Here is a 17,450-nt window from a genome sequence, read left to right as displayed (position 1 = left end):
GAGGTTTAAGCTCATATACCTACTCAATCATTTGGGGATGAGTCAGAAGTTGAGGTCGAAAGGCTCGTATCACCAATTGTTCTGAGGCCGAATCGGAAGAAGAAGATCCGCTCAACTGGCTCGCCATTGTTCCGGCTCCTGTCCTCGCCGTAGGAGAGTGAAGCGGAGAATCCTTCGTCATCATAACCAAGGCCAACAGTGTCCTGAACAATGTTCTCGTTGATCATGTCATAACGCAGTGAACCAAAGACACGCCAGTTTTCCTGCAAGTTCAGATTCAAAGCGCCAACAAGCTCAGAGCGCTGTTCATCAATCCCAGCATCTGGACGTTCCGCCAAATAGGCGTAGGACAGGACTGTCGAAGCAGGACCATAACGACCACTCGCGCTGACTTCTGCTCGCTCGACACCAAAGTCGTGCTCGCTAAAGCGTGCGTTACCACCAACTCGGAAACCAGTGTTGGTGTCGAAGTATAGGCTTGTAACGTAATCAGATCCGGCAGTCTGCAGACCAGAGTCGCCAGTCGAATCCAGAATGCCCGGGACAGAATAGGAATTCCGTCCAGCAAGCTGGAAAGAACGCCCAAACAAACCACTGATGAACGAACCTTTGTCAAACTGCAGCTTATACTGCAAACCTAAGTTTGCACGAGTGCCACCCTCGTTACGGTCAAACCCTGAGAATTTATCCCACTCGAACAGAGTAGAAGCATCAAACACGATGGACTGTGCATCTTCGTTTGGCAGCTCTCCGATTGCTGCTTCATTGGGGCGAACAATGATCTGTGCGATCGGCTCGATAACCTGATTGCCGCCGTTAAATGTAGCAAGGAATGGATAACGGTATTCCAAACCAACTGCAGGCATCCCGCGGAAAACAACAGATTCATCTGAAAGAGCGGTCACATTATCATCTGCATTTGCGAGGAAATACAGGTTGGTCTTCGCATAGGCAAATGGTGTGAACACCTGCCCGATAGGATCGATAAGTGTACGCTGCCAGGTCAGATTTGCGCTTAGACGAGTAAACGTTCCTTCCACACCACGAAAACGATTCTGGCCATTCACAGAGAACGCATCAGTTGTTTCGCGTGTCAGACTCGTTAAATTGCCATCATAACTCAACTGGCCACCAATCACTGATTTCTCGAAATAGATAGCGTTGTCGATGACAGGATGAACAAAAGGCTGCTTCTCTTGCAAGTCAGCGTTGACCTGAGAGAATGGTCCGATCGGATTCATCGGTTGTGTTGGACTCGGATTGTCTTCCTGTGAAATCTGGAAGGCGTACGCATTTGCATCAAAGAGATTGCGTTTAGTCTCCCCGCTTAGATAGAGCCGAGATACCTCTTGTGCACTACCAAATTTGGCAAAACCGTAGTCTTGACGAAATGCTCGGTCAGTCGCATAGGTTATATTCCACCCAGCATCCCATCGGCTACTCAGATCAAAGCTACCGTTCGTATTGACGATAAACCGTCCGCGCACATCACCGCTTGAGCCACTAAAGGCGCTTGGGTCCGCTTGTGATATCCCACCTAATGACACATTATAAGATCCAGTCTCAAGCTTTTGACGCCAATCCAACTGGCCTAAAACACCCTGTTGCGAAAGCGGAGAGAGCGTGACGGTCAGGTCGTAAGTCGGTGAAAGAGACCAGTAATATGGAATCGCTGCACCAAAACCAAGGCGGTTCTTGGTGACAAAACGCGGAAGAAGGAAGCCAGATTTCCGGCCGACTGATGGGTCAGCAATTGAGAAGTAAGGGATCTTAGCGATCGTATTTCCGAACAGCTCAATAGAAGCACCCTCAAAATAGATGCGTTGCTTTTGCTGATTGTGGATGATCGTTGTTGACTTGATCCGCCATAACGGAGGCTTGGGCGCCTTCTTATAGACAGAATAAGTACCATTCCTCAGTGTGGTGACGTTGTCATTAGAGCGCTCGGCGCTCTCGGCAACGAAATGCGTAAACTGAGGAGTATCAATCTGCAAAGCATTGACGAAGCCCTCAGAGAAATCGTCACTCAAAGTCAGATTGTCTGCAAGAATGAGATTGCCATCAGGCTCTGTCATTTCCACATTGCCGTGTGCAGAAAATTTACCGTCCTTACGATTGTAAGTCACACGATCTGCGAGCAATGTGTAATTGTCAAAGTAGATCTCAACACTTCCGGTTGCGATAATGACGTCATTGTCAAAATCATAGCGAAGCTCTTTAGCTTCAAGCAACATTGGTTGAGACGTGTCAACAGCCTGCTGGGCAGACTGTGAAAGGTCGATCTGCGCAGCAACAGGCGCGCTGAGGACCGCAAGGCCAGCGCCGCAAAGCAGAGCAACTGCAGAGACAGTGCGAAGGTGTTCTGGCGATACGCAGCCAGCACCAACTCGCTTGATTTTCTGTTTCAGGATCAAGGCCGAACCCATCAACCATCCTCCTGATTCAACAGAATAGTAAAACCCATAAGAACCCCAAATACGCCAGGTGCCCATGCTGCAACCGTTGTGGGAACGATTCCAGCACCGCCCAGATCCTTCGAGACTTCAGAAACGGCATAAAGCACGAAACCAGCAACAATGCCCCAAACGATCAAGCGGCCAATCCCCCCAAAACGCGATACACGCAGCGAAACAGCAGCAGCAATCACAATCATTGCCACAAGTAACAGGGGTTTGGCTAGAAGAGTCTGATATTGTAAAGAATACCTATACGCGGGTAGTCCAGCCCTTTGGGATAACTCAATAAAGCGTGGAAGACTCCAAAAACTAATAGATTCCGGCGACCCTATGCTCTCTTTGACCTCGGTTGGGGTCAAAAAAGTGCTGACAGAGTAGTTCCCATAATGCTGTGGATCAGTGTCGACAGCATAGACAACGGCATCAGTGAGCCGCCACATGCCCTCAGCTAGGACGGCTCGCCGTGCTTCGATTCTCTCTGAAAACTGGCCTTGCCGATCAAATGAGAAGATCGTGACGCCATTGAGTGTTGCGCCTTGCCCGCTGGTATGGCGTGCGTGAAGAACTGATTCACCATCAGTGCCATTCTGCCTCAGCCAAACCTCGCCAGATCCTTCCAGCAAATAAGTTTGCTCCACACTGAACAAGCCTTCGGCCACTTCATCGGACTTCTGCTGCAGATAAACCGCGCCAGGATTATAGCCAATCACAGCAGCAATACCGATGAACAGGCCTGTCAGAAGAGCAGGGGCAGTAAACTGCCAGACCGAAATACCAGCTGCTCGTGCAACTACGAGTTCAAGGCTTCTGGAGAGCGTGACAAACGCCCAGATTGAGCCAAAAAGGACGGCAAACGGAATAACCTGTTCAAGCAGAAGTGGGACACGCAAGGCAGAGATTGCAGCAATGCGCAGAAGGGAGAAACCCTCACGATCGCCACCCCGACGAACAAGCTCAAGCACGTCAAACAATAGGATCAACACTGCGGCAAACAGAAAGAGGGCCAGAATCGACTTCAAAAACCGTTTGGATATGTAAAGACTAAGCGTTCTTCCGGTCATTACAGTCCTGCTGTCCCTTGGTTCTTGCGGCCTACCAATTTGGAGAACACACGACCAATGCCATTAAAGAGGCTTTGTGTTCCATCGACCAGACGCTGAACAAACCAAGGTCTTCTGTTCAGGCTAATGGACCACGCAGCAAGCGCAATTGCGATTATTGGGATTGCGTAGAGCAATGGGAACATATCTGGAGCCGAACTCACGATGAGCGTTGCGCCAAAACCTGCCGTTCTCAGCAAAGTCACAACTGCAATTGTTGTTGTTATTGCAAGGCCTTGGTCCTGACGAGTGGTCTTGGGTGAACCCAGGAAAGCATAGATGATCAGGCCAAAGGCAAGGGGGTAAAGCGGAACACTTAAACGGTCGTGGAATTCCACAACTAGCTTGTCCCAGTGCTTTGCAGCGTAAGAATCATCAGGGCTTGCACTCAGCAATTCGAAGGTTGGACGCTCACTTGCCTTGAATGTTGGCTCCCGAGCTTCGGGAATCATCGAGGACAGATCGAAGCCATAACTCTCAAAGCTGACGATGGACATATCCTGCCCACCTTTCGGGCGGCGTTGGATCGTCCCATCAATCATGACAAGCAGGGTTTTGTCCGCAGCCTCGATAATCCGCCCAGTTTCAGCCGTGTAGGTAAATGAGGTCTCCGGATCGCGGGCATCATCCAGCAAAAGGCCTTCAAGGACCCCATCGCCGCTTCTGTTACGGATATGGAAGGTCAGATTCTCTTCAATCGGAATGAAACGCCCGGGCTTGATGATGTTGGCGACCAGATCAACACGCACACGTGTCACCTCATTGCGCAGCTCTGCCAAGCCTGCCGGGGATAGATATATGGACAGGAAATACATCAGGCCCGTGATCATCAGCGAGAACACCAAGATTGGCCGAAGAACAAGCGACTTGGAAGCGCCCGAAGCGTTGATGACGATAAGCTCACTGTCGCGGGACATGCTGTTAAGCACGATTATAAACGCCAGCATCATTGCGAAGGGGGCAACTATCAGGATGAGGAAAGGCAGAGCCAGTGCAGTGATGTAACCAAACTGCAGAAGGGTCTGGCCTTTTGAGGTGACCAGATCCAATTGGCGCAGCGCCTGCGTGGACCAGACGACGCCAGTCATGGCGGCCAGTGTCACAATAAAGGCGGTAAAGCTGCGTTTGACGATGTAGCGTTCAATAGTTTTCATTGTGCCGTGCAACAGAACCTTTTCTTGTTCGTTATGGGAGAGGCCAAGCCGCAAAATGATTCAAGTCCACTCAATAACACGGAATACGGCAGAAAGCCGGATCACCGGATCTTTTAATGAATAAACTCGCAAGTTTCTTCACATAGCCTTGAAACGGGACCATTATCGCGCCATGTTCTGCCATGAATTTTAAGAGTAGCTGGACCACGCGTCCGCCTGTGGTCGCTAGCATATTCTGCTAGAAATTGCCTATCGCAGGTCATCCCGAGGAAAGAAACGACATAATGACGCAATTCACATCCATTAAGATCGCGCAGTATTCTGATGCAACCGCACCCGTTCAGGTCGTCTTTGCAGGTGAAGAACTCAGCTTTGCAGCAGAAGCTGAGGGTGTGATGGGCTCTGCTGGAAAGACTGTTGAGCGCGCTGCAAAAACTGCTGATTTCACAGGTAAGAAGTCCGGCATCATGCACTTGCTCGCTCCAGAAGGTATGGATGCAGACCGCTTGATCGTTGCAGGCCTTGGCAAAGTTGACGATCTGAAAGAGCAGGACTGGGTTAATCTGGGCGGTGAAGTTGCGGGCAAATTGCTAGCGCTCAAAGCAGAAGGTGCAGAAGTAACCTTCCCTGCAGCAGCAACTGCTCAGCAGGCAGCAGATTTTGCGCAGGGCGCTTTGCTGCGTGGCTACAAGTTCGACACCTACCGCACTGTTAAGAAAGAAGCAGACGGCGACAAAGCCTGCGAAATCACGCTGAAGGTGAAAGATGCCACAGCTGTTGAGCCTCTCTGGGCAGAGGCTGAAGCTGTTGCAGAAGGTACACTCCTAGCACGTACTCTCGTTGATGAACCTGCCAACACGCTTGGCCCGGTTGAGTTCGCCGCAAAAGCACAACAGCTCTCTGAATTCGGCGTGGAAGTTGAGATCCTTGACGAAGCCGAGATGCAGGAACTGGGCATGAATGCGCTACTGGCCGTTGGTCAGGGGTCTGTTCGTCCTTCCCGTTTGGCTATCATGAAATGGAATGGTGGCAAGGAAGGCGAAGCTCCAATCGCATTCGTTGGTAAAGGCGTTGTGTTTGATACAGGTGGTATTTCCCTGAAGCCGGGCGCTGGTATGGAAGACATGAAGGGTGACATGGGCGGCGCGGCAGCTGTCATCGGTCTCATGAAAGCTCTTGCTGGCCGTAAAGCTGCAGTCAACGCAATCTGCGTGCTGGGTCTGGTGGAAAATATGCCAGATGGCAACGCGATCCGTCCGGGCGACATCGTCAAAACCATGTCTGGTCAGACCGTTGAAATCCTCAACACCGATGCAGAAGGCCGCTTGGTGCTGGGTGATGCGCTTTGGTACACGCAAAGCCGTTTTGAACCGAAGTTCATGGTAGACCTCGCAACCCTGACTGGCGCTTGTCTGGTTGCTCTGGGCGGCCACCGCGCAGGTGTCTTCTCTGCTGATGATGAGCTGGCTGCGCAGATCTGCGAAGCTGGTGAAACCACTGCTGAAAAAATGTGGCGTCTTCCATTGGGTGATGAGTACGACAAGATGGTCGACACTCCAAATGCAGACATGCGCAACACTGGCGGCAGCCGTTGGGGTGGTGCAAGCACTGCAGCTGTTTATCTGCAGCGTCACACGAATGAGGCCAAGTGGGCACACATCGATGTGGCCGGCACAGCAATGGGCTCCAAGAAAAACACAATCTCTCAGGGCTGGGCATCTGGCTTCGGCGTGCGCGCATTGAACCGCATGATCAAAGATCATTACGAAGGCTAAGCCCTGCATCAGGCAGCAAAATGCCTGCGCTTAATTAAATGAAAAAAGGCCGGTCACAGAAGCTGTGGCTGGCCTTTTTTACTGCTCATCACTGAGACTACAGCGACTTCTCTATGACGGCAAAAAAAGAACCCCACTTCAAATTGAAGAGGGGCATTCTAGATCTTAAAAGAGTTCAACGCGCTAAGCGCAATATTCAAAGAAAATTTTATATTTGAAAGAATTAGTTGTCTTTCCAGTCAATCAGCAGGTCTGATAATGAGTACAGGAGCTGGAGGCTTCTGGAAGCATTGCACCCACTGCAGCAGTTACGCCAACAAGACCGGATACAAGAGCAAAAAACAATACAATACGCGCTGCCATTTGGTCGTTTCCTAAATATACAATGCCTGCGGTCCCACAACACCACAGAGATAAGAGCATTTCACCCTCCATAATTTGGCGTCGGTTTCGCTAAGCTTAACACCACACCGAAATTCCCCAGGAATGAGGTTAAGTCTAGCCCTTTAAAGCGTCTGGGTTGGGTTTATCAACGATTCCTATGAATATCCCGATGTAATTGGGATCATTCACGACAATTTTTAGGATAAAATGTGGTCAATTGAGAAACACTGTGATTTGGGCTTTACATATTCCATGCGCAGCCTGATGCAGCATGCGACGCACGACGTATCGGGCTGCAGGACGCAAAAAGCCTGCCGGATAAACGGGAAACCAGAATATGAGTGAAGTGCTGTTCTACCAGCTCTCTAAATTTCCGCTGGAACGGGCATTGCCCACTCTCCTTGAAAAGTGTTTGGAGAGAGAATGGGTTGTCACCATCCAGTTTGGAACGGAAGCACGGTGTGATGCCATTGATTCTTATCTCTGGACTTATTCTGACGATGCTTTCCTGCCTCACGGCACCAAAAAGGAAGGCCATCCGGAATTTCAGCCCATCTACCTGACAACAGAAAACGACAATCCCAATGAGGCAATTGTCCGCTTTCTGGTAGACCGCGCGCCTCTGCCAGATCCGGCGCAGTACAAGCGCGTCGTTTACATGTTTGACGGCAACGATCAGGATGCCCTGCAAGAGGCCCGGCAGCGTTGGCTGGAGGTCAAAAACGGCGACCATGAACTCACATACTGGGCGCAGACCGACAATGGCGGATGGGATCGTAAAGCATGACCACTGACGACACAGACCATCGAAAACAACTACGCGCGCGTCTGGATACGCTGGAAGGCGCAAATGGTAGAGGCTGGGAAAACCGCAAAAGCTGGTTTGAGCAGGTCTACACCACTGCCGATGGCGACACCAACGAGATCCCGTGGGCCGAGCTGAAGCCAAAAGCACCATTGGTGGAATGGCTGGAACATAACAAGGGCGAGGGACGCACCGCACTGGATGTGGGCTGCGGGTTGGGCGACAACGCCAATGCTTTGTATGAGGCAGGCTGGAAAACCTCCGCCTTCGACGTAGCGCCCACGGCAATAGAATGGGCGCAAAAGCGCTTCCCAACTGGTGAAATCGAGTTTCGTTGTGCGGATCTGTTCAACCCACCTGCAGATTGGGTTGGCAAGTTTGATCTGGTCTACGAATGCTTTACCCTGCAGGCCATCGGAATTGAAATGCGCGGTGATGTGGTAAAGCCACTCAAAAGCCTCGTCGCCCCCGGCGGCACGCTGATTATCCTCGGGCGGTACTATGATGGCACCGGCGAACGCTCAGGCCCGCCATGGCCGCTGACCGACGAAGAGATCGCTGAATATTACGGTGACGACTTCGAAGAGGCTGCGAGAAAAACCTTCGTCCAACACAAAGATGATGGCCGCAAGATCCCACACATCTGGCTGGAACTAAAACGCAGCACCTAAGATATCGCGCCTGCAAATAACAACCAGATAATCAAGCGCTTCACTCCGGGTATGGAGAGAGGCGCTTTTGTCTTTAAGGGGGCAACATGAGGGTCGCAATCACAGGAACCCACGGCATCGGCAAAACGACACTCATAGAAGATTTTGTCGATCAACATCGGAACTATGAAGCCGTTCAGGAACCCTATTGGGAGCTGGCAGAACAGGGCGTTGCACTCTCGGCTGAGCCTTCCATCGAAGATTTCACAGAGCAGCTGAGCCACAACCTGAAAACGATCCTTACTGCCAGCGCAGAGCAAAACATAATCTTTGACCGCTGCCCGCTGGACTTCATCGCCTATCTGGACGTGTTGAGTGAACAAGAAGGTGATGAATGGGAACCTTCAGGCCAACTCCTGAGACAAATCGAACAAGCCGTCACCACACTGGACCTGATCGTCTTCCTTCCGCTCACCTCACCAGATGAGATCACCACCACTATCGAATATCCTAAACTCCGGAAGCAAACCGACATCTGCCTGAAGGAAATCCTCCGCGACGATGCGCTCGGATTGCTGGATGTCCTGCCCGAAACGGTGGAGCTGACAGGTTCGAGGAGCGACCGAGTGAAAGCCCTGTCAAAACTCGTTTCCGAGGCCTAACATGGTGTGAGCGTTTCACTTGAATCAGTTTGTGAAGCTGGTGAAACTATTTGCTAGAATGTCTCTGTAAGGTGCTGATACTTAAAAGGTATTACTATCTAATTTTATCGATTTTTATTTTTTTTCAGGCTTGTTGTGTGATGTGAGATTCTGTCAAAATTGCAGGACTAACATTTACGCGCCAGACGGATTAATGTGGTTAGATGAATTTGAACCTGTTTCTACGCCTGTTTTTAGGGAGCTCATAGTATGGTTGCTGCAGCAGTACTTGAACGACCGAAGGTTGAAATGCCGCAGGATCATCAAAAAGAAATTGCCTCGCGTATTGAAGACTGGCAGCAACGAATAAGTGATTTATATGCACACATCGCAGAGTGCGCAGAAAAGCACTCAGAGTTGTGGCTATCAGAAAATATGACTGCGAAGCTCTTTGAAAAGCCCATGCATGACGCGGGTCTAGAGCCTGTCATGCTGCCCGTACTCAACGTGGGTAGAGGTAAGGGCCTGATTGTTTCCTTTCAACCCATTGGTTTATGGGTATTAGGCGCCAATGGTCGGATGGATATCCTTACGCATAATGGAGCCTATGAGTTGATTGATGAGGCTGAAGTTGGACAGCCCCCCAATTGGCAGGTATTTGCCCCGGGGAGCTGGGAGGCTAAACCTTTTGACCATGAGGTTGTCGAACGGTTGCTTTCTTAATGTCCCCTACATTTTCTGAGTTGAAAGATCTTTACAGTGAGCTGAGTGATTTCTTAGCAACGCAGCACATGGCAGCTGTGCAAAGCAAAGAATCGGGAACGGCTGAAATCTGTAATCAGAAGAAGATCCACAATGATCAGGCGTACTTTTTATATCTGTTTACGCGCTTAGAGGGGCGAATAAACGAAAAAGTTCAAAAACAGAAGCCAGAACTAAAAGAAGCCCATTTTATGGAGAAAGTCCGATGGATATTTCCTCAAAACAGTCAGGTGGAAACGCGAACTCGAAAATATCTAGAGAAGCGCAATAGCATTGGTCACGGTGGAAACTTTAATCAGGTGATCTCAATGAGGGTTGTCGTTCCACAAATAGAACACCTTTTCAACTCCATAAAACTCTAGCGAGGCCAAAGCCTCACCTGCCTGTCAGCTCTTCCAGTTCGGCAGACATCTTCAGCCAGTTCTCTTCGGTCTCTTCCAGCACCTTTACATAGGCGGCACGGCGGATGGCGTGTTGTTTTGCTTTGTCCGGTGCCTCGGTGTAGATGCGAGGATCAGCCAGTAGGGCATCAAGCTTTTTGATGTACTTCTGGTACTTGGAGATCTCTTTTTCCGCAGCTTCAATATTCTTCTTCAACGGAGCGGTTTTGGCGCGGCGCTCAGCTGCTTCCTTACGGCGAGCCTGCGCATTCGCTTTCTCGCTGTCCTCATCGACTGCGACCTTGGACTTGGAGCCAGTGTCGCCCTTTAGGATCAATTTGCGGTACTCCGCCATGTCGCCGTCAAAGTTTCTAACACCACCATCGGCAACCAGCCACAGCCGGTCTGCACAGGCCTCTACTAGATGCCTGTCATGGCTGATCAGAATGACCGCACCATCATAATCGTTGATCGCGTGCACAAGGGCTTCGCGGCTGTCGATATCAAGGTGGTTGGTCGGCTCATCGAGGATTACAAGGTTCGGGCCGTGGAACGTGGCAAGACCCAACAGCAACCGGGCTTTCTCCCCACCGGAAAGATCCTTGGCAGGGGTCAGCATCCGGTCTGTCGGCAAACCAAACCGGTCCACACGAGCGCGGATTTTGGATTCCAACGCGCCCGGCATCAGTGGCCGCACATGCTCAATCGGATTGCTCTCCGGCATCAGGTCATCCAGCTGATGTTGCGCAAAAAACGCAGTGCTCAGCTTGGTGGCCTTGGTCATATCACCAGACATCAAACCAAGACGCCCTGCAATCAGCTTGGCGAAGGTCGACTTACCGTTACCATTGGCACCAAGAAGAGCAATACGGTCATCATGGTCAATATTCAGCGTCAGGTTTTTCAGGATCACCGTGTCATCATAGCCAACAGAAGCCTGTTCCAGCTTAATGATCGGCGGAGAAAGCTTGGCTTCAGGCTGTGGAATGTGCAGCTCCAGCCCTGATCCTTCATCCAACACGGAAATCGGCTGCATCTTCTCAAGCATCTTGATGCGGGACTGCGCCTGCTTTGCTTTGGTGGCCTTCGCGCGGAAACGGTCAACGAAGCTCTGAATGTGCTTGCGCGCCTTTTCCTGCTTATCAGCCGCCTTCTTCTGCAGCAAAATGGTTTCGCGGCGCTGACGGTCAAAACTGTCATAGCCACCGCGATAGAAGGTGAGCTTGCCTGCATCCATATGCACGATGCTATCAACCGCATTGTTGAGCAAGTCGCGATCATGGCTGATCAAAACAACTTGGTACGGGTAGCGCGCAATGAAGTTCTCCAGCCACATGGTGCCTTCAAGGTCCAGGTAGTTGGTAGGTTCATCAAGCAGCATCAAGTCTGGTTTGGAAAACAACAGGGCTGCAAGCGCAACACGCATACGCCAACCACCGGAGAAGTTTGCGCATGGCTGCTGCTGCTCATCGTAAGAAAAGCCCAATCCGCTCAGAATAGCTGAGGCCCGCGCTTCAGCGCTGTGGCTCTCAATATCGACCAAACGCGTATGAATTTCTGCAATCCGGTGCGCATCCTCAGCTGTTTCGGCTTCAGCCAAAAGAGCCGTGCGTTCCGTATCAGCTGCCAAAACCACTTCCAAAAGCGATTCCTGCGTGCCCGGCGCTTCCTGAGCCACCTGACCCACGCGCGCCTTTTGTGGCATATGCACACTGCCGCTCTCAACGGACAACTCACCGCACAGCAGCTTAAACAGCGTAGACTTGCCCACGCCGTTGCGCCCAACCAGACCGGTTTTCGCACCACTTGGAATAGTAACGGAGGCATTGTCGATCAAAAGACGCCCGGCAATGCGATATGTAAGATTAGAAACCTGAAGCATGCCACGCTGTTTGCCCGCAAACCTCTTGTTTAGCAAGGGGAGAAACACCGCTGCGCGCAAATTTGTACATGCACTCGGCACATAGGCAACGGTCCCCTGGATCTATGAGGATTGTCAGGTCTGTGCTGGCTTAGGTTTTCGCCGGTCTTTTAAAGCCACAAAACTCACAGATGTGAAGATAAAGGCAGCGGCCACATAAAAATTGCTGGCTGGAACAATGTCGAAGATCATCAAGTCCGCCAGCACAGCAAACACAAGGGAAAGATACTCAAAGGGAGCCAGCTTGGAGGCTTCACTGTACTTGTAACCCAGTGTCATCAGAATATGCGCAATGCCACCAGCAAAACCTGCTCCAACAAGCAAGGCATATTCCTCCATGCTTGGTGCAGACCATCCCAAAGGAAAAGTCGCAGCTCCGAGCACCGCACAGGTGAAGGCGAAGTAAAAAGCAATCGCGCCAGCATTCTCAGTCTTGGTTAGGCTACGAACTTGTATCATAGCCACTGACGTAAGCATCGCCGTGATGAAGCCAAGCGAAACACCAATGAGATACTCTTCATTGGCCTTAGTACCCGTCAGGTCTGGCAGGACCAGTGTCAAAATGCCGGAAAAGCCGAGTGCTACGCCGATCCAACGCGTTGCAGTCACCTGTTCCGCCAAAACGATACGCGCCAATATCATCGTGAAGATAGGCGTCACATACCCAATGATCGTTGCTTCTGCGATAGGAAGGTACCGGATGGTTGCAAACGAGGCGAACATCGCCGCCGCCCCAAATAAACAGCGCGTAACATGCCCAAAAGGCCGCTTGGTACTGAGCCCGCCGGGAAAGTCATCTGTGAGCCGCAAGAAGAGGACCAGTGGGATCAAGGCAATCACACTGCGGAAGAAAACCACCTGTCCAAGTGGGATTGTTCCAGAAGTCAGCTTCACACACAACACCATCAGGGTGAAGAAAACTGTCGCGCCAATGCGCATGGAAATGCCAATTTGATCGTTCGTCATAACGCACCAATTATCAGGCAGCACAATCCGCTGCCTCGATTATCTGCTAAGCGAGAAGTGACGTTGGCGAGCCGGAAGCATTTCCGTCACAGCTACTGGAACACTTGATGAGATGAAAAGCCTCCCAGTGAATACTGAAAAGCGACTTAGAAAAGCTAAGGCAACAACTATGCGGATTTGTCCTGATTTGGCAAGGTAAGCGGTTCTCAGGCTTAAGCCTTCTTCCCATACCTGAACGCCTCAGCCACAAAATGCTCAACCGCATCACGCGGATAATCGTCTTTCGAGGGCACCCACAAACACCGATTTCCCTCAAATGAGAGCATATCGCCATAAAGCGTGCGCATGTCGGCGATGAGCGTTGTCTGGCAATGAACGAACAGCCCGACCCGATTGCCAAACTTGGGCTTCCAATGCAGGCGTACGCTGCTGCCGCCGTGTTTGGGCAAAGGACGGTAGGATGGCTCGCCCCATTTCAGGGTCTCGGTGAAAGAGGAAGGGCCAAAGAGACGCTGGGCGCAGTCAATAATCAAAGAACGCAGCTCCAGTAGGCGCATGCGTTTGTCCTCCGGATAAGCACTAAAGGTGGCAGCAACATCCTCTGGAAGAGACGCCCCATCAATCTCCACAATGATCTTCTTTGAAGAGCCCATAAAACCACCCCAGAAATTAGGCCAGATGCAACGGAGAAAAGCGCTTTGTTCTCCCCTTGAAAAGGGGAGTGCCAAACAGCAGAATTCGCAGCTTTAATCACAAGCAACGCAAAGGACGGTCACCACCATCATTCGGGCGCTTCTCATGTCAAAATCCAGATTCCCCACCGCGTTTACAATTTTGTTCACGCTAACGATTCTGGTTGCAATAGCAACCTGGTTCATACCGGCGGGCACATATGATCGCACGTTGAACGCAGAGCTGGGCAAGGAAGTGCCGGTGCCAGGCAGCTATCATGAAGTGGCAAGAAACCCGCAAGGCCCCATAGATGTTCTCATGGCGCCGATCGCAGGCCTCTATAACCCCAAGACCGGACAGGCCAATGCCATCAATGTTGCCGTCTTTGTGCTGGTCATCGGCGGTTATCTCATGGTGGTCAAGCGTACCGGAGCAATCGATGCCGGAATAGCTCATGTCATGCTTGCACTAAAAGGGCGGGAAAGATTGATGATCCCCATTTTGATGGCCCTGTTCGCTTTAGGTGGCACAGTTGATGGCATGGCAGAGGAAACGCTGGCCTTCTATGCCCTTGTGATTTCCATCATGATCCGGGCAGGGTACGATTCTCTCACTGGCGTCGCCGTGATCATGCTAGGTGCGGGCATGGGGACTCTGGGCTCAACCATCAACCCCTTCGCCACCGCCATAGCCTCTGATGCGGCAGGCATCCCGTTTACCAAGGGCATTGGCCTAAGGCTCATGATCCTTGCGATAGGCTGGGGCTTTTGCGTGTTTTGGGTCATGCGTTACGCTGCCAAGGTCAAAGCGGACCACTCCAGGTCCCTGACTGCGGATATGCAAAAAGACAACGAAAAGCACTTCCTGCATGGGGTGACCATAGATGAACTGCCGCAGTTCACCCACACACACGCCAGAGTGCTGGTCATCTTTGCGGCTTCATTCGGCATGCTGGTCTATGGCGTGTCCGCGCTGGGCTGGTGGATGGCCGAAATGTCGACCTTGTTTCTCGGTTCATCTATCTTGATTGCCTTCATCACCCGTATGGGAGAGCACGCCTATATAGACAACTTCCTTGATGGTGCGAAGGATCTTCTGGGCGTCGCGCTCATTATCGGTGTGGCACGTGGTATTGTTGTGGTCATGGACGCAGGCTCAATTACGGACACCGTGCTCCACTGGTCAGAGCAAGTCCTGAGCGGACTGAGCAAAGTTGCTTTCATCAACGTGGTCTTTTGGCTGGAGCTGATGTTGTCGTTCTTCGTCCCATCCTCATCAGGGCTGGCCGTTCTCTCCATGCCCATCATGGCGCCGCTTGCAGGTTTCTCAAATGTAGGGGCGGAGTTTGTCGTGACAGCCTTTCAATCAGCCAGCGGGTTGCTGAACCTGTTCAACCCAACTTTTGCTGTGGTGATGGGCGGTCTGGCGATTGGGCGCGTGCCTTACCATACATGGCTGCGCTTCTGTATGCCGTTGGTGATCATGCTATTTGTGTTGATCACGCTGGCGCTCTCACTGAGCGTATATGCGGGCTGACAAAAAAAGCAGTTTGCCTGTTCAGTGAGAACGGCAAACTGCTTTATGTTTTGCATTCAGGGAGAGACAAGAGGACCTCCACTGAACCGGGGGAAGGATCGATCAGGCGGTAATCATGTCCTCTTCTTTCGCCATCCATTGACCGGTCTCACGTTGGAAGTAGATCATGTCCAGCGCCGCTGGAGTGCGGCCCAACTGGGTCAGCATGGCGTGCACCTGTCCGCGGTGGTGGGTTTGGTGGTTGAAGAAGTGGAACAGCGCCGCGCCAAGGGGCTGCTGCATCACCAGCGGCTTGCGCACAGTGCGATAGATAATCGTGCGCAGGAAGTCTTTCTCCTGCATCTGATCAATCACGGAGCAGATACGGTCGTCCAGCAGACGGCGCTTTTCCTTCAAGGTTGCAAGGTCACCGGTCAACTGTTCGTCAAGGCTGTCAATCGGGTCGCCCTGGCCGGTAAAGCGGTAGAGCCAGACCTTATCTGCCACATACTGGTGATCCATGGTGCCATGAATGGAATTGAAATAAACGCCAAGATCACGGTGGTACTCTTCCGAGGGGATCTGGTCGCATTCCTGAAGCAATAGATCGTTGGCCCACTTGTTATAGGAGGCATACATTACAAATGCTGCTTTCATAGGGGTGTCCTCTTGCTATGTCTGTTGTAGGAACAATGCACGCCTTTGAACCTCTATAAATTGACCCACCTCAAACAAAACCAGCAGCAGGGGGAGACGTGTAGTCGCAACCCGAAAGACGTATCTGACCCATGCAGAGCCAGAACGTGTTGGAACCTCAACTCTTTTCGCCAAAAGCCCGCGTTTGCGTCATTGTGTCCTTGGGATAACCTCCCCCAAAATCAAAGGGGCCCATACGGAAGAGACGGGAGGGTTGCCTCAGCTTGGGGCAGGCAACAGCGCTACAACCGTCATCAATGAGTCATAATCGCCTGTTTTCTGCAGTTTTCACGCAGGACAACGTGGGAATACGGATATACCCTCTTGCTTTTTAAGGGAGAGTTTAAGTATATCTCGCGCGAACCTTTGTGGTGCTTCTTTAAGGCGCTACAGGAAAAAGATTTTTAATGAGAGCTGCCCTTCGGAAGCTCGTGACAAACTGCAGGTAATAACGATGGCGATTGAACGCACGTTTTCCATGATCAAGCCGGACGCAACCAAACGCAACCTGACCGGTGCTATCACCGCTAAGCTCGAAGAAGCTGGCCTCCGCGTTGTTGCATCCAAGCGCGTTTGGATGTCCCTGCGTGAAGCTGAAGGTTTCTATGCAGTACACAAAGAGCGTCCTTTCTTTGGTGAACTGACAGAATTCATGTCTTCCGCTCCAACCATCGTTCAGGTTCTGGAAGGCGAAAACGCAATCGCGAAAAATCGTGAAGTTATGGGCGCAACCAACCCTGCAGATGCTGCTGAAGGCACCATCCGTAAGGAATTCGCTCTGTCCATCGGCGAAAACTCCGTACACGGTTCTGACGCTCCTGAAACAGCTGCTGAAGAAATCGCTTACTGGTTCTCCGGCACCGAAGTCGTAGGCTAATTTAGCTCATCGATTTCAGCTGTCTGCTGAATTCAAAAAAGGCCCGCTTGACGCTTGATTGCGTCAGGCGGGTCTTTTCTTGTCAAAGATTCCGTTATGTCGGCAGACAATTCATAAAAGTTACTGGATAAACTCAGGTTTGCGCTGGGCTCCCTTGCTTCGGACACAATTTTAAAATTAAGTCCGCGCGCACGTGAGAAAATGGAACGCGAGATAAATTCATGAATATTAATGCAAAATCGCTTCTCTTAGGGGCATCTCTGGCACTGGTGGCAAGCGCGGCAACCGCTCAGGACCATACTCGTCCTTATTTGAGCCTTGATGCAGCAGGCAAAGGCGTAAGCGCTTGTGTGACTCTGGCGAAGGAAAACGGTTGGAACATGTCCATCGTTGTTCTGGATCGGGGAGAGGATGTTGTGGCGTCTGCACGCATGGATGAGGCTCTGCCTGCCAGCTACAAAGGCGCAACGCTCAAGGCAAACACATCTTTGTCCTGGGGCATGCCAACAGAGCAGGTGAACGAAGTTCTGGAGAAGGCACCGGTCTTCAAACAGTTCCCGGGCATTCTGGGCATTGCTGGCGGTCTGCCGATCATCAAGGGCGAAAGCGCTCTGGTTGGCGCGATCGGTGTTGCGGGCAGCTCCATGGAAAATGACGCAGCCTGCGCAAAGGCAGCTGTAGAAGCCATGCGCTGAT

The 17,450-nt window shown here is 51.4% G+C and carries 16 protein-coding genes; 9 read left to right on the top strand and 7 right to left on the bottom strand.

The window, feature by feature from the left end:
• Window positions 1-23: 23 nt before the first annotated feature.
• The 3 genes from BM231_RS14555 to lptF are packed head-to-tail and all read right to left on the bottom strand — an operon-like array spanning window position 24 to window position 4,710.
• The gene (locus BM231_RS14555) at window positions 24-2,426 is read right to left on the bottom strand and encodes an LPS-assembly protein LptD (RefSeq protein ID WP_093520481.1); all 2,403 of its coding nucleotides are present in this window, start codon (window positions 2,424-2,426) and stop codon (window positions 24-26) included.
• Window positions 2,426-3,517, bottom strand: a complete 1,092-nt coding sequence (gene lptG, locus BM231_RS14550) for an LPS export ABC transporter permease LptG (protein WP_063299402.1) — start codon at window positions 3,515-3,517, stop codon at window positions 2,426-2,428. Before lptG ends, BM231_RS14555 begins: the two co-directional genes overlap by 1 nt.
• Window positions 3,517-4,710, bottom strand: a complete 1,194-nt coding sequence (lptF, locus tag BM231_RS14545) for an LPS export ABC transporter permease LptF (protein WP_208860378.1) — start codon at window positions 4,708-4,710, stop codon at window positions 3,517-3,519. Before lptF ends, lptG begins: the two co-directional genes overlap by 1 nt.
• Window positions 4,711-4,994: 284 nt before the next feature.
• Here lptF and BM231_RS14540 point away from each other — a divergent pair, with 284 nt between their 5' ends.
• The 6 genes from BM231_RS14540 (at window position 4,995) to BM231_RS26960 (ending at window position 10,089) form a co-directional block, all read left to right on the top strand.
• Entirely contained in the window at window positions 4,995-6,485 is a 1,491-nt protein-coding gene (locus BM231_RS14540; RefSeq protein ID WP_093520478.1) for a leucyl aminopeptidase, read from the top strand.
• A gap of 721 nt (window positions 6,486-7,206) precedes the next feature.
• On the top strand, window positions 7,207-7,656 hold the full coding sequence (locus tag BM231_RS14535) for a DNA polymerase III subunit chi (RefSeq protein ID WP_093520477.1): 450 nt from the start codon (window positions 7,207-7,209) through the stop codon (window positions 7,654-7,656).
• Window positions 7,653-8,345 (top strand): class I SAM-dependent methyltransferase, encoded by a 693-nt coding sequence (locus tag BM231_RS14530; RefSeq protein ID WP_093520475.1) that lies wholly within the window; start codon window positions 7,653-7,655, stop codon window positions 8,343-8,345. The genes BM231_RS14535 and BM231_RS14530 overlap by 4 nt, the downstream gene beginning before the upstream one ends.
• Window positions 8,346-8,431: 86 nt before the next feature.
• Window positions 8,432-8,986, top strand: coding sequence for an AAA family ATPase (locus tag BM231_RS14525; protein WP_093520473.1), 555 nt, complete (start codon window positions 8,432-8,434; stop codon window positions 8,984-8,986).
• Window positions 8,987-9,235: 249 nt separating this feature from the next.
• Window positions 9,236-9,688, top strand: a complete 453-nt coding sequence (locus BM231_RS14520) for a hypothetical protein (RefSeq protein ID WP_093520471.1) — start codon at window positions 9,236-9,238, stop codon at window positions 9,686-9,688.
• Window positions 9,688-10,089, top strand: a complete 402-nt coding sequence (locus BM231_RS26960) for a hypothetical protein (RefSeq protein WP_093520469.1) — start codon at window positions 9,688-9,690, stop codon at window positions 10,087-10,089. Before BM231_RS14520 ends, BM231_RS26960 begins: the two co-directional genes overlap by 1 nt.
• 13 nt (window positions 10,090-10,102) lie before the next feature.
• Here the strand turns inward: BM231_RS26960 and BM231_RS14510 are convergent, their stop codons facing one another.
• The 3 genes from BM231_RS14510 to BM231_RS14500 all read right to left on the bottom strand — a co-directional run bounded on the left by BM231_RS14510 (window position 10,103) and on the right by BM231_RS14500 (window position 13,647).
• Window positions 10,103-11,989, bottom strand: a complete 1,887-nt coding sequence (locus BM231_RS14510) for an ABC-F family ATP-binding cassette domain-containing protein (protein WP_167550304.1) — start codon at window positions 11,987-11,989, stop codon at window positions 10,103-10,105.
• Between the two features lie 114 nt (window positions 11,990-12,103).
• On the bottom strand, window positions 12,104-12,994 hold the full coding sequence (locus BM231_RS14505; protein ID WP_093520465.1) for a DMT family transporter: 891 nt from the start codon (window positions 12,992-12,994) through the stop codon (window positions 12,104-12,106).
• A 212-nt stretch (window positions 12,995-13,206) separates the two neighbouring features.
• Entirely contained in the window at window positions 13,207-13,647 is a 441-nt protein-coding gene (locus BM231_RS14500) for a DUF1801 domain-containing protein (protein ID WP_093520463.1), read from the bottom strand.
• Between the two features lie 145 nt (window positions 13,648-13,792).
• Between BM231_RS14500 and BM231_RS14495 the strand changes: the two genes are divergently transcribed.
• Window positions 13,793-15,202 (top strand): YfcC family protein, encoded by a 1,410-nt coding sequence (locus BM231_RS14495; RefSeq protein ID WP_093520461.1) that lies wholly within the window; start codon window positions 13,793-13,795, stop codon window positions 15,200-15,202.
• Window positions 15,203-15,304: 102 nt separating this feature from the next.
• Here BM231_RS14495 and BM231_RS14490 read toward each other — a convergent pair whose 3' ends face one another.
• Window positions 15,305-15,820, bottom strand: coding sequence for a DinB family protein (locus BM231_RS14490; RefSeq protein ID WP_208860377.1), 516 nt, complete (start codon window positions 15,818-15,820; stop codon window positions 15,305-15,307).
• A gap of 511 nt (window positions 15,821-16,331) precedes the next feature.
• On the opposite strand from BM231_RS14490, the gene ndk reads away from it, so the two are divergent.
• Both ndk and BM231_RS14480 read left to right on the top strand, forming a co-directional pair.
• On the top strand, window positions 16,332-16,754 hold the full coding sequence (gene ndk, locus BM231_RS14485; protein WP_057465350.1) for a nucleoside-diphosphate kinase: 423 nt from the start codon (window positions 16,332-16,334) through the stop codon (window positions 16,752-16,754).
• A gap of 221 nt (window positions 16,755-16,975) precedes the next feature.
• Window positions 16,976-17,449 (top strand): GlcG/HbpS family heme-binding protein, encoded by a 474-nt coding sequence (locus BM231_RS14480; protein ID WP_093520457.1) that lies wholly within the window; start codon window positions 16,976-16,978, stop codon window positions 17,447-17,449.
• The last annotated feature ends 1 nt before the right edge of the window (window position 17,450 follow it).

The organism is Pseudovibrio ascidiaceicola, assembly GCF_900114245.1.
Classification (GTDB): Bacteria; Pseudomonadota; Alphaproteobacteria; order Rhizobiales; family Stappiaceae; genus Pseudovibrio; species Pseudovibrio ascidiaceicola.
The sequence above is the reverse complement of the archived record's forward strand: the minus strand, read 5'-3'. Positions and strand labels throughout refer to the sequence as shown.

What these genes read in the sequence shown, in the direction of transcription:
- BM231_RS14555 (WP_093520481.1), bottom strand. Translation starts at nt 2,426, where the DNA reads ATGGGTTCGGCCTTGATCCTGAAACAGAAAATCAAGCGAGTTGGTGCT.
- lptG (WP_063299402.1), bottom strand. Translation starts at nt 3,517, where the DNA reads ATGACCGGAAGAACGCTTAGTCTTTACATATCCAAACGGTTTTTGAAG.
- lptF (WP_208860378.1), bottom strand. Translation starts at nt 4,710, where the DNA reads ATGAAAACTATTGAACGCTACATCGTCAAACGCAGCTTTACCGCCTTT.
- BM231_RS14540 (WP_093520478.1), top strand. Translation starts at nt 4,995, where the DNA reads ATGACGCAATTCACATCCATTAAGATCGCGCAGTATTCTGATGCAACC.
- BM231_RS14535 (WP_093520477.1), top strand. Translation starts at nt 7,207, where the DNA reads ATGAGTGAAGTGCTGTTCTACCAGCTCTCTAAATTTCCGCTGGAACGG.
- BM231_RS14530 (WP_093520475.1), top strand. Translation starts at nt 7,653, where the DNA reads ATGACCACTGACGACACAGACCATCGAAAACAACTACGCGCGCGTCTG.
- BM231_RS14525 (WP_093520473.1), top strand. Translation starts at nt 8,432, where the DNA reads ATGAGGGTCGCAATCACAGGAACCCACGGCATCGGCAAAACGACACTC.
- BM231_RS14520 (WP_093520471.1), top strand. Translation starts at nt 9,236, where the DNA reads ATGGTTGCTGCAGCAGTACTTGAACGACCGAAGGTTGAAATGCCGCAG.
- BM231_RS26960 (WP_093520469.1), top strand. Translation starts at nt 9,688, where the DNA reads ATGTCCCCTACATTTTCTGAGTTGAAAGATCTTTACAGTGAGCTGAGT.
- BM231_RS14510 (WP_167550304.1), bottom strand. Translation starts at nt 11,989, where the DNA reads ATGCTTCAGGTTTCTAATCTTACATATCGCATTGCCGGGCGTCTTTTG.
- BM231_RS14505 (WP_093520465.1), bottom strand. Translation starts at nt 12,994, where the DNA reads ATGACGAACGATCAAATTGGCATTTCCATGCGCATTGGCGCGACAGTT.
- BM231_RS14500 (WP_093520463.1), bottom strand. Translation starts at nt 13,647, where the DNA reads ATGGGCTCTTCAAAGAAGATCATTGTGGAGATTGATGGGGCGTCTCTT.
- BM231_RS14495 (WP_093520461.1), top strand. Translation starts at nt 13,793, where the DNA reads ATGTCAAAATCCAGATTCCCCACCGCGTTTACAATTTTGTTCACGCTA.
- BM231_RS14490 (WP_208860377.1), bottom strand. Translation starts at nt 15,820, where the DNA reads ATGTATGCCTCCTATAACAAGTGGGCCAACGATCTATTGCTTCAGGAA.
- ndk (WP_057465350.1), top strand. Translation starts at nt 16,332, where the DNA reads ATGGCGATTGAACGCACGTTTTCCATGATCAAGCCGGACGCAACCAAA.
- BM231_RS14480 (WP_093520457.1), top strand. Translation starts at nt 16,976, where the DNA reads ATGAATATTAATGCAAAATCGCTTCTCTTAGGGGCATCTCTGGCACTG.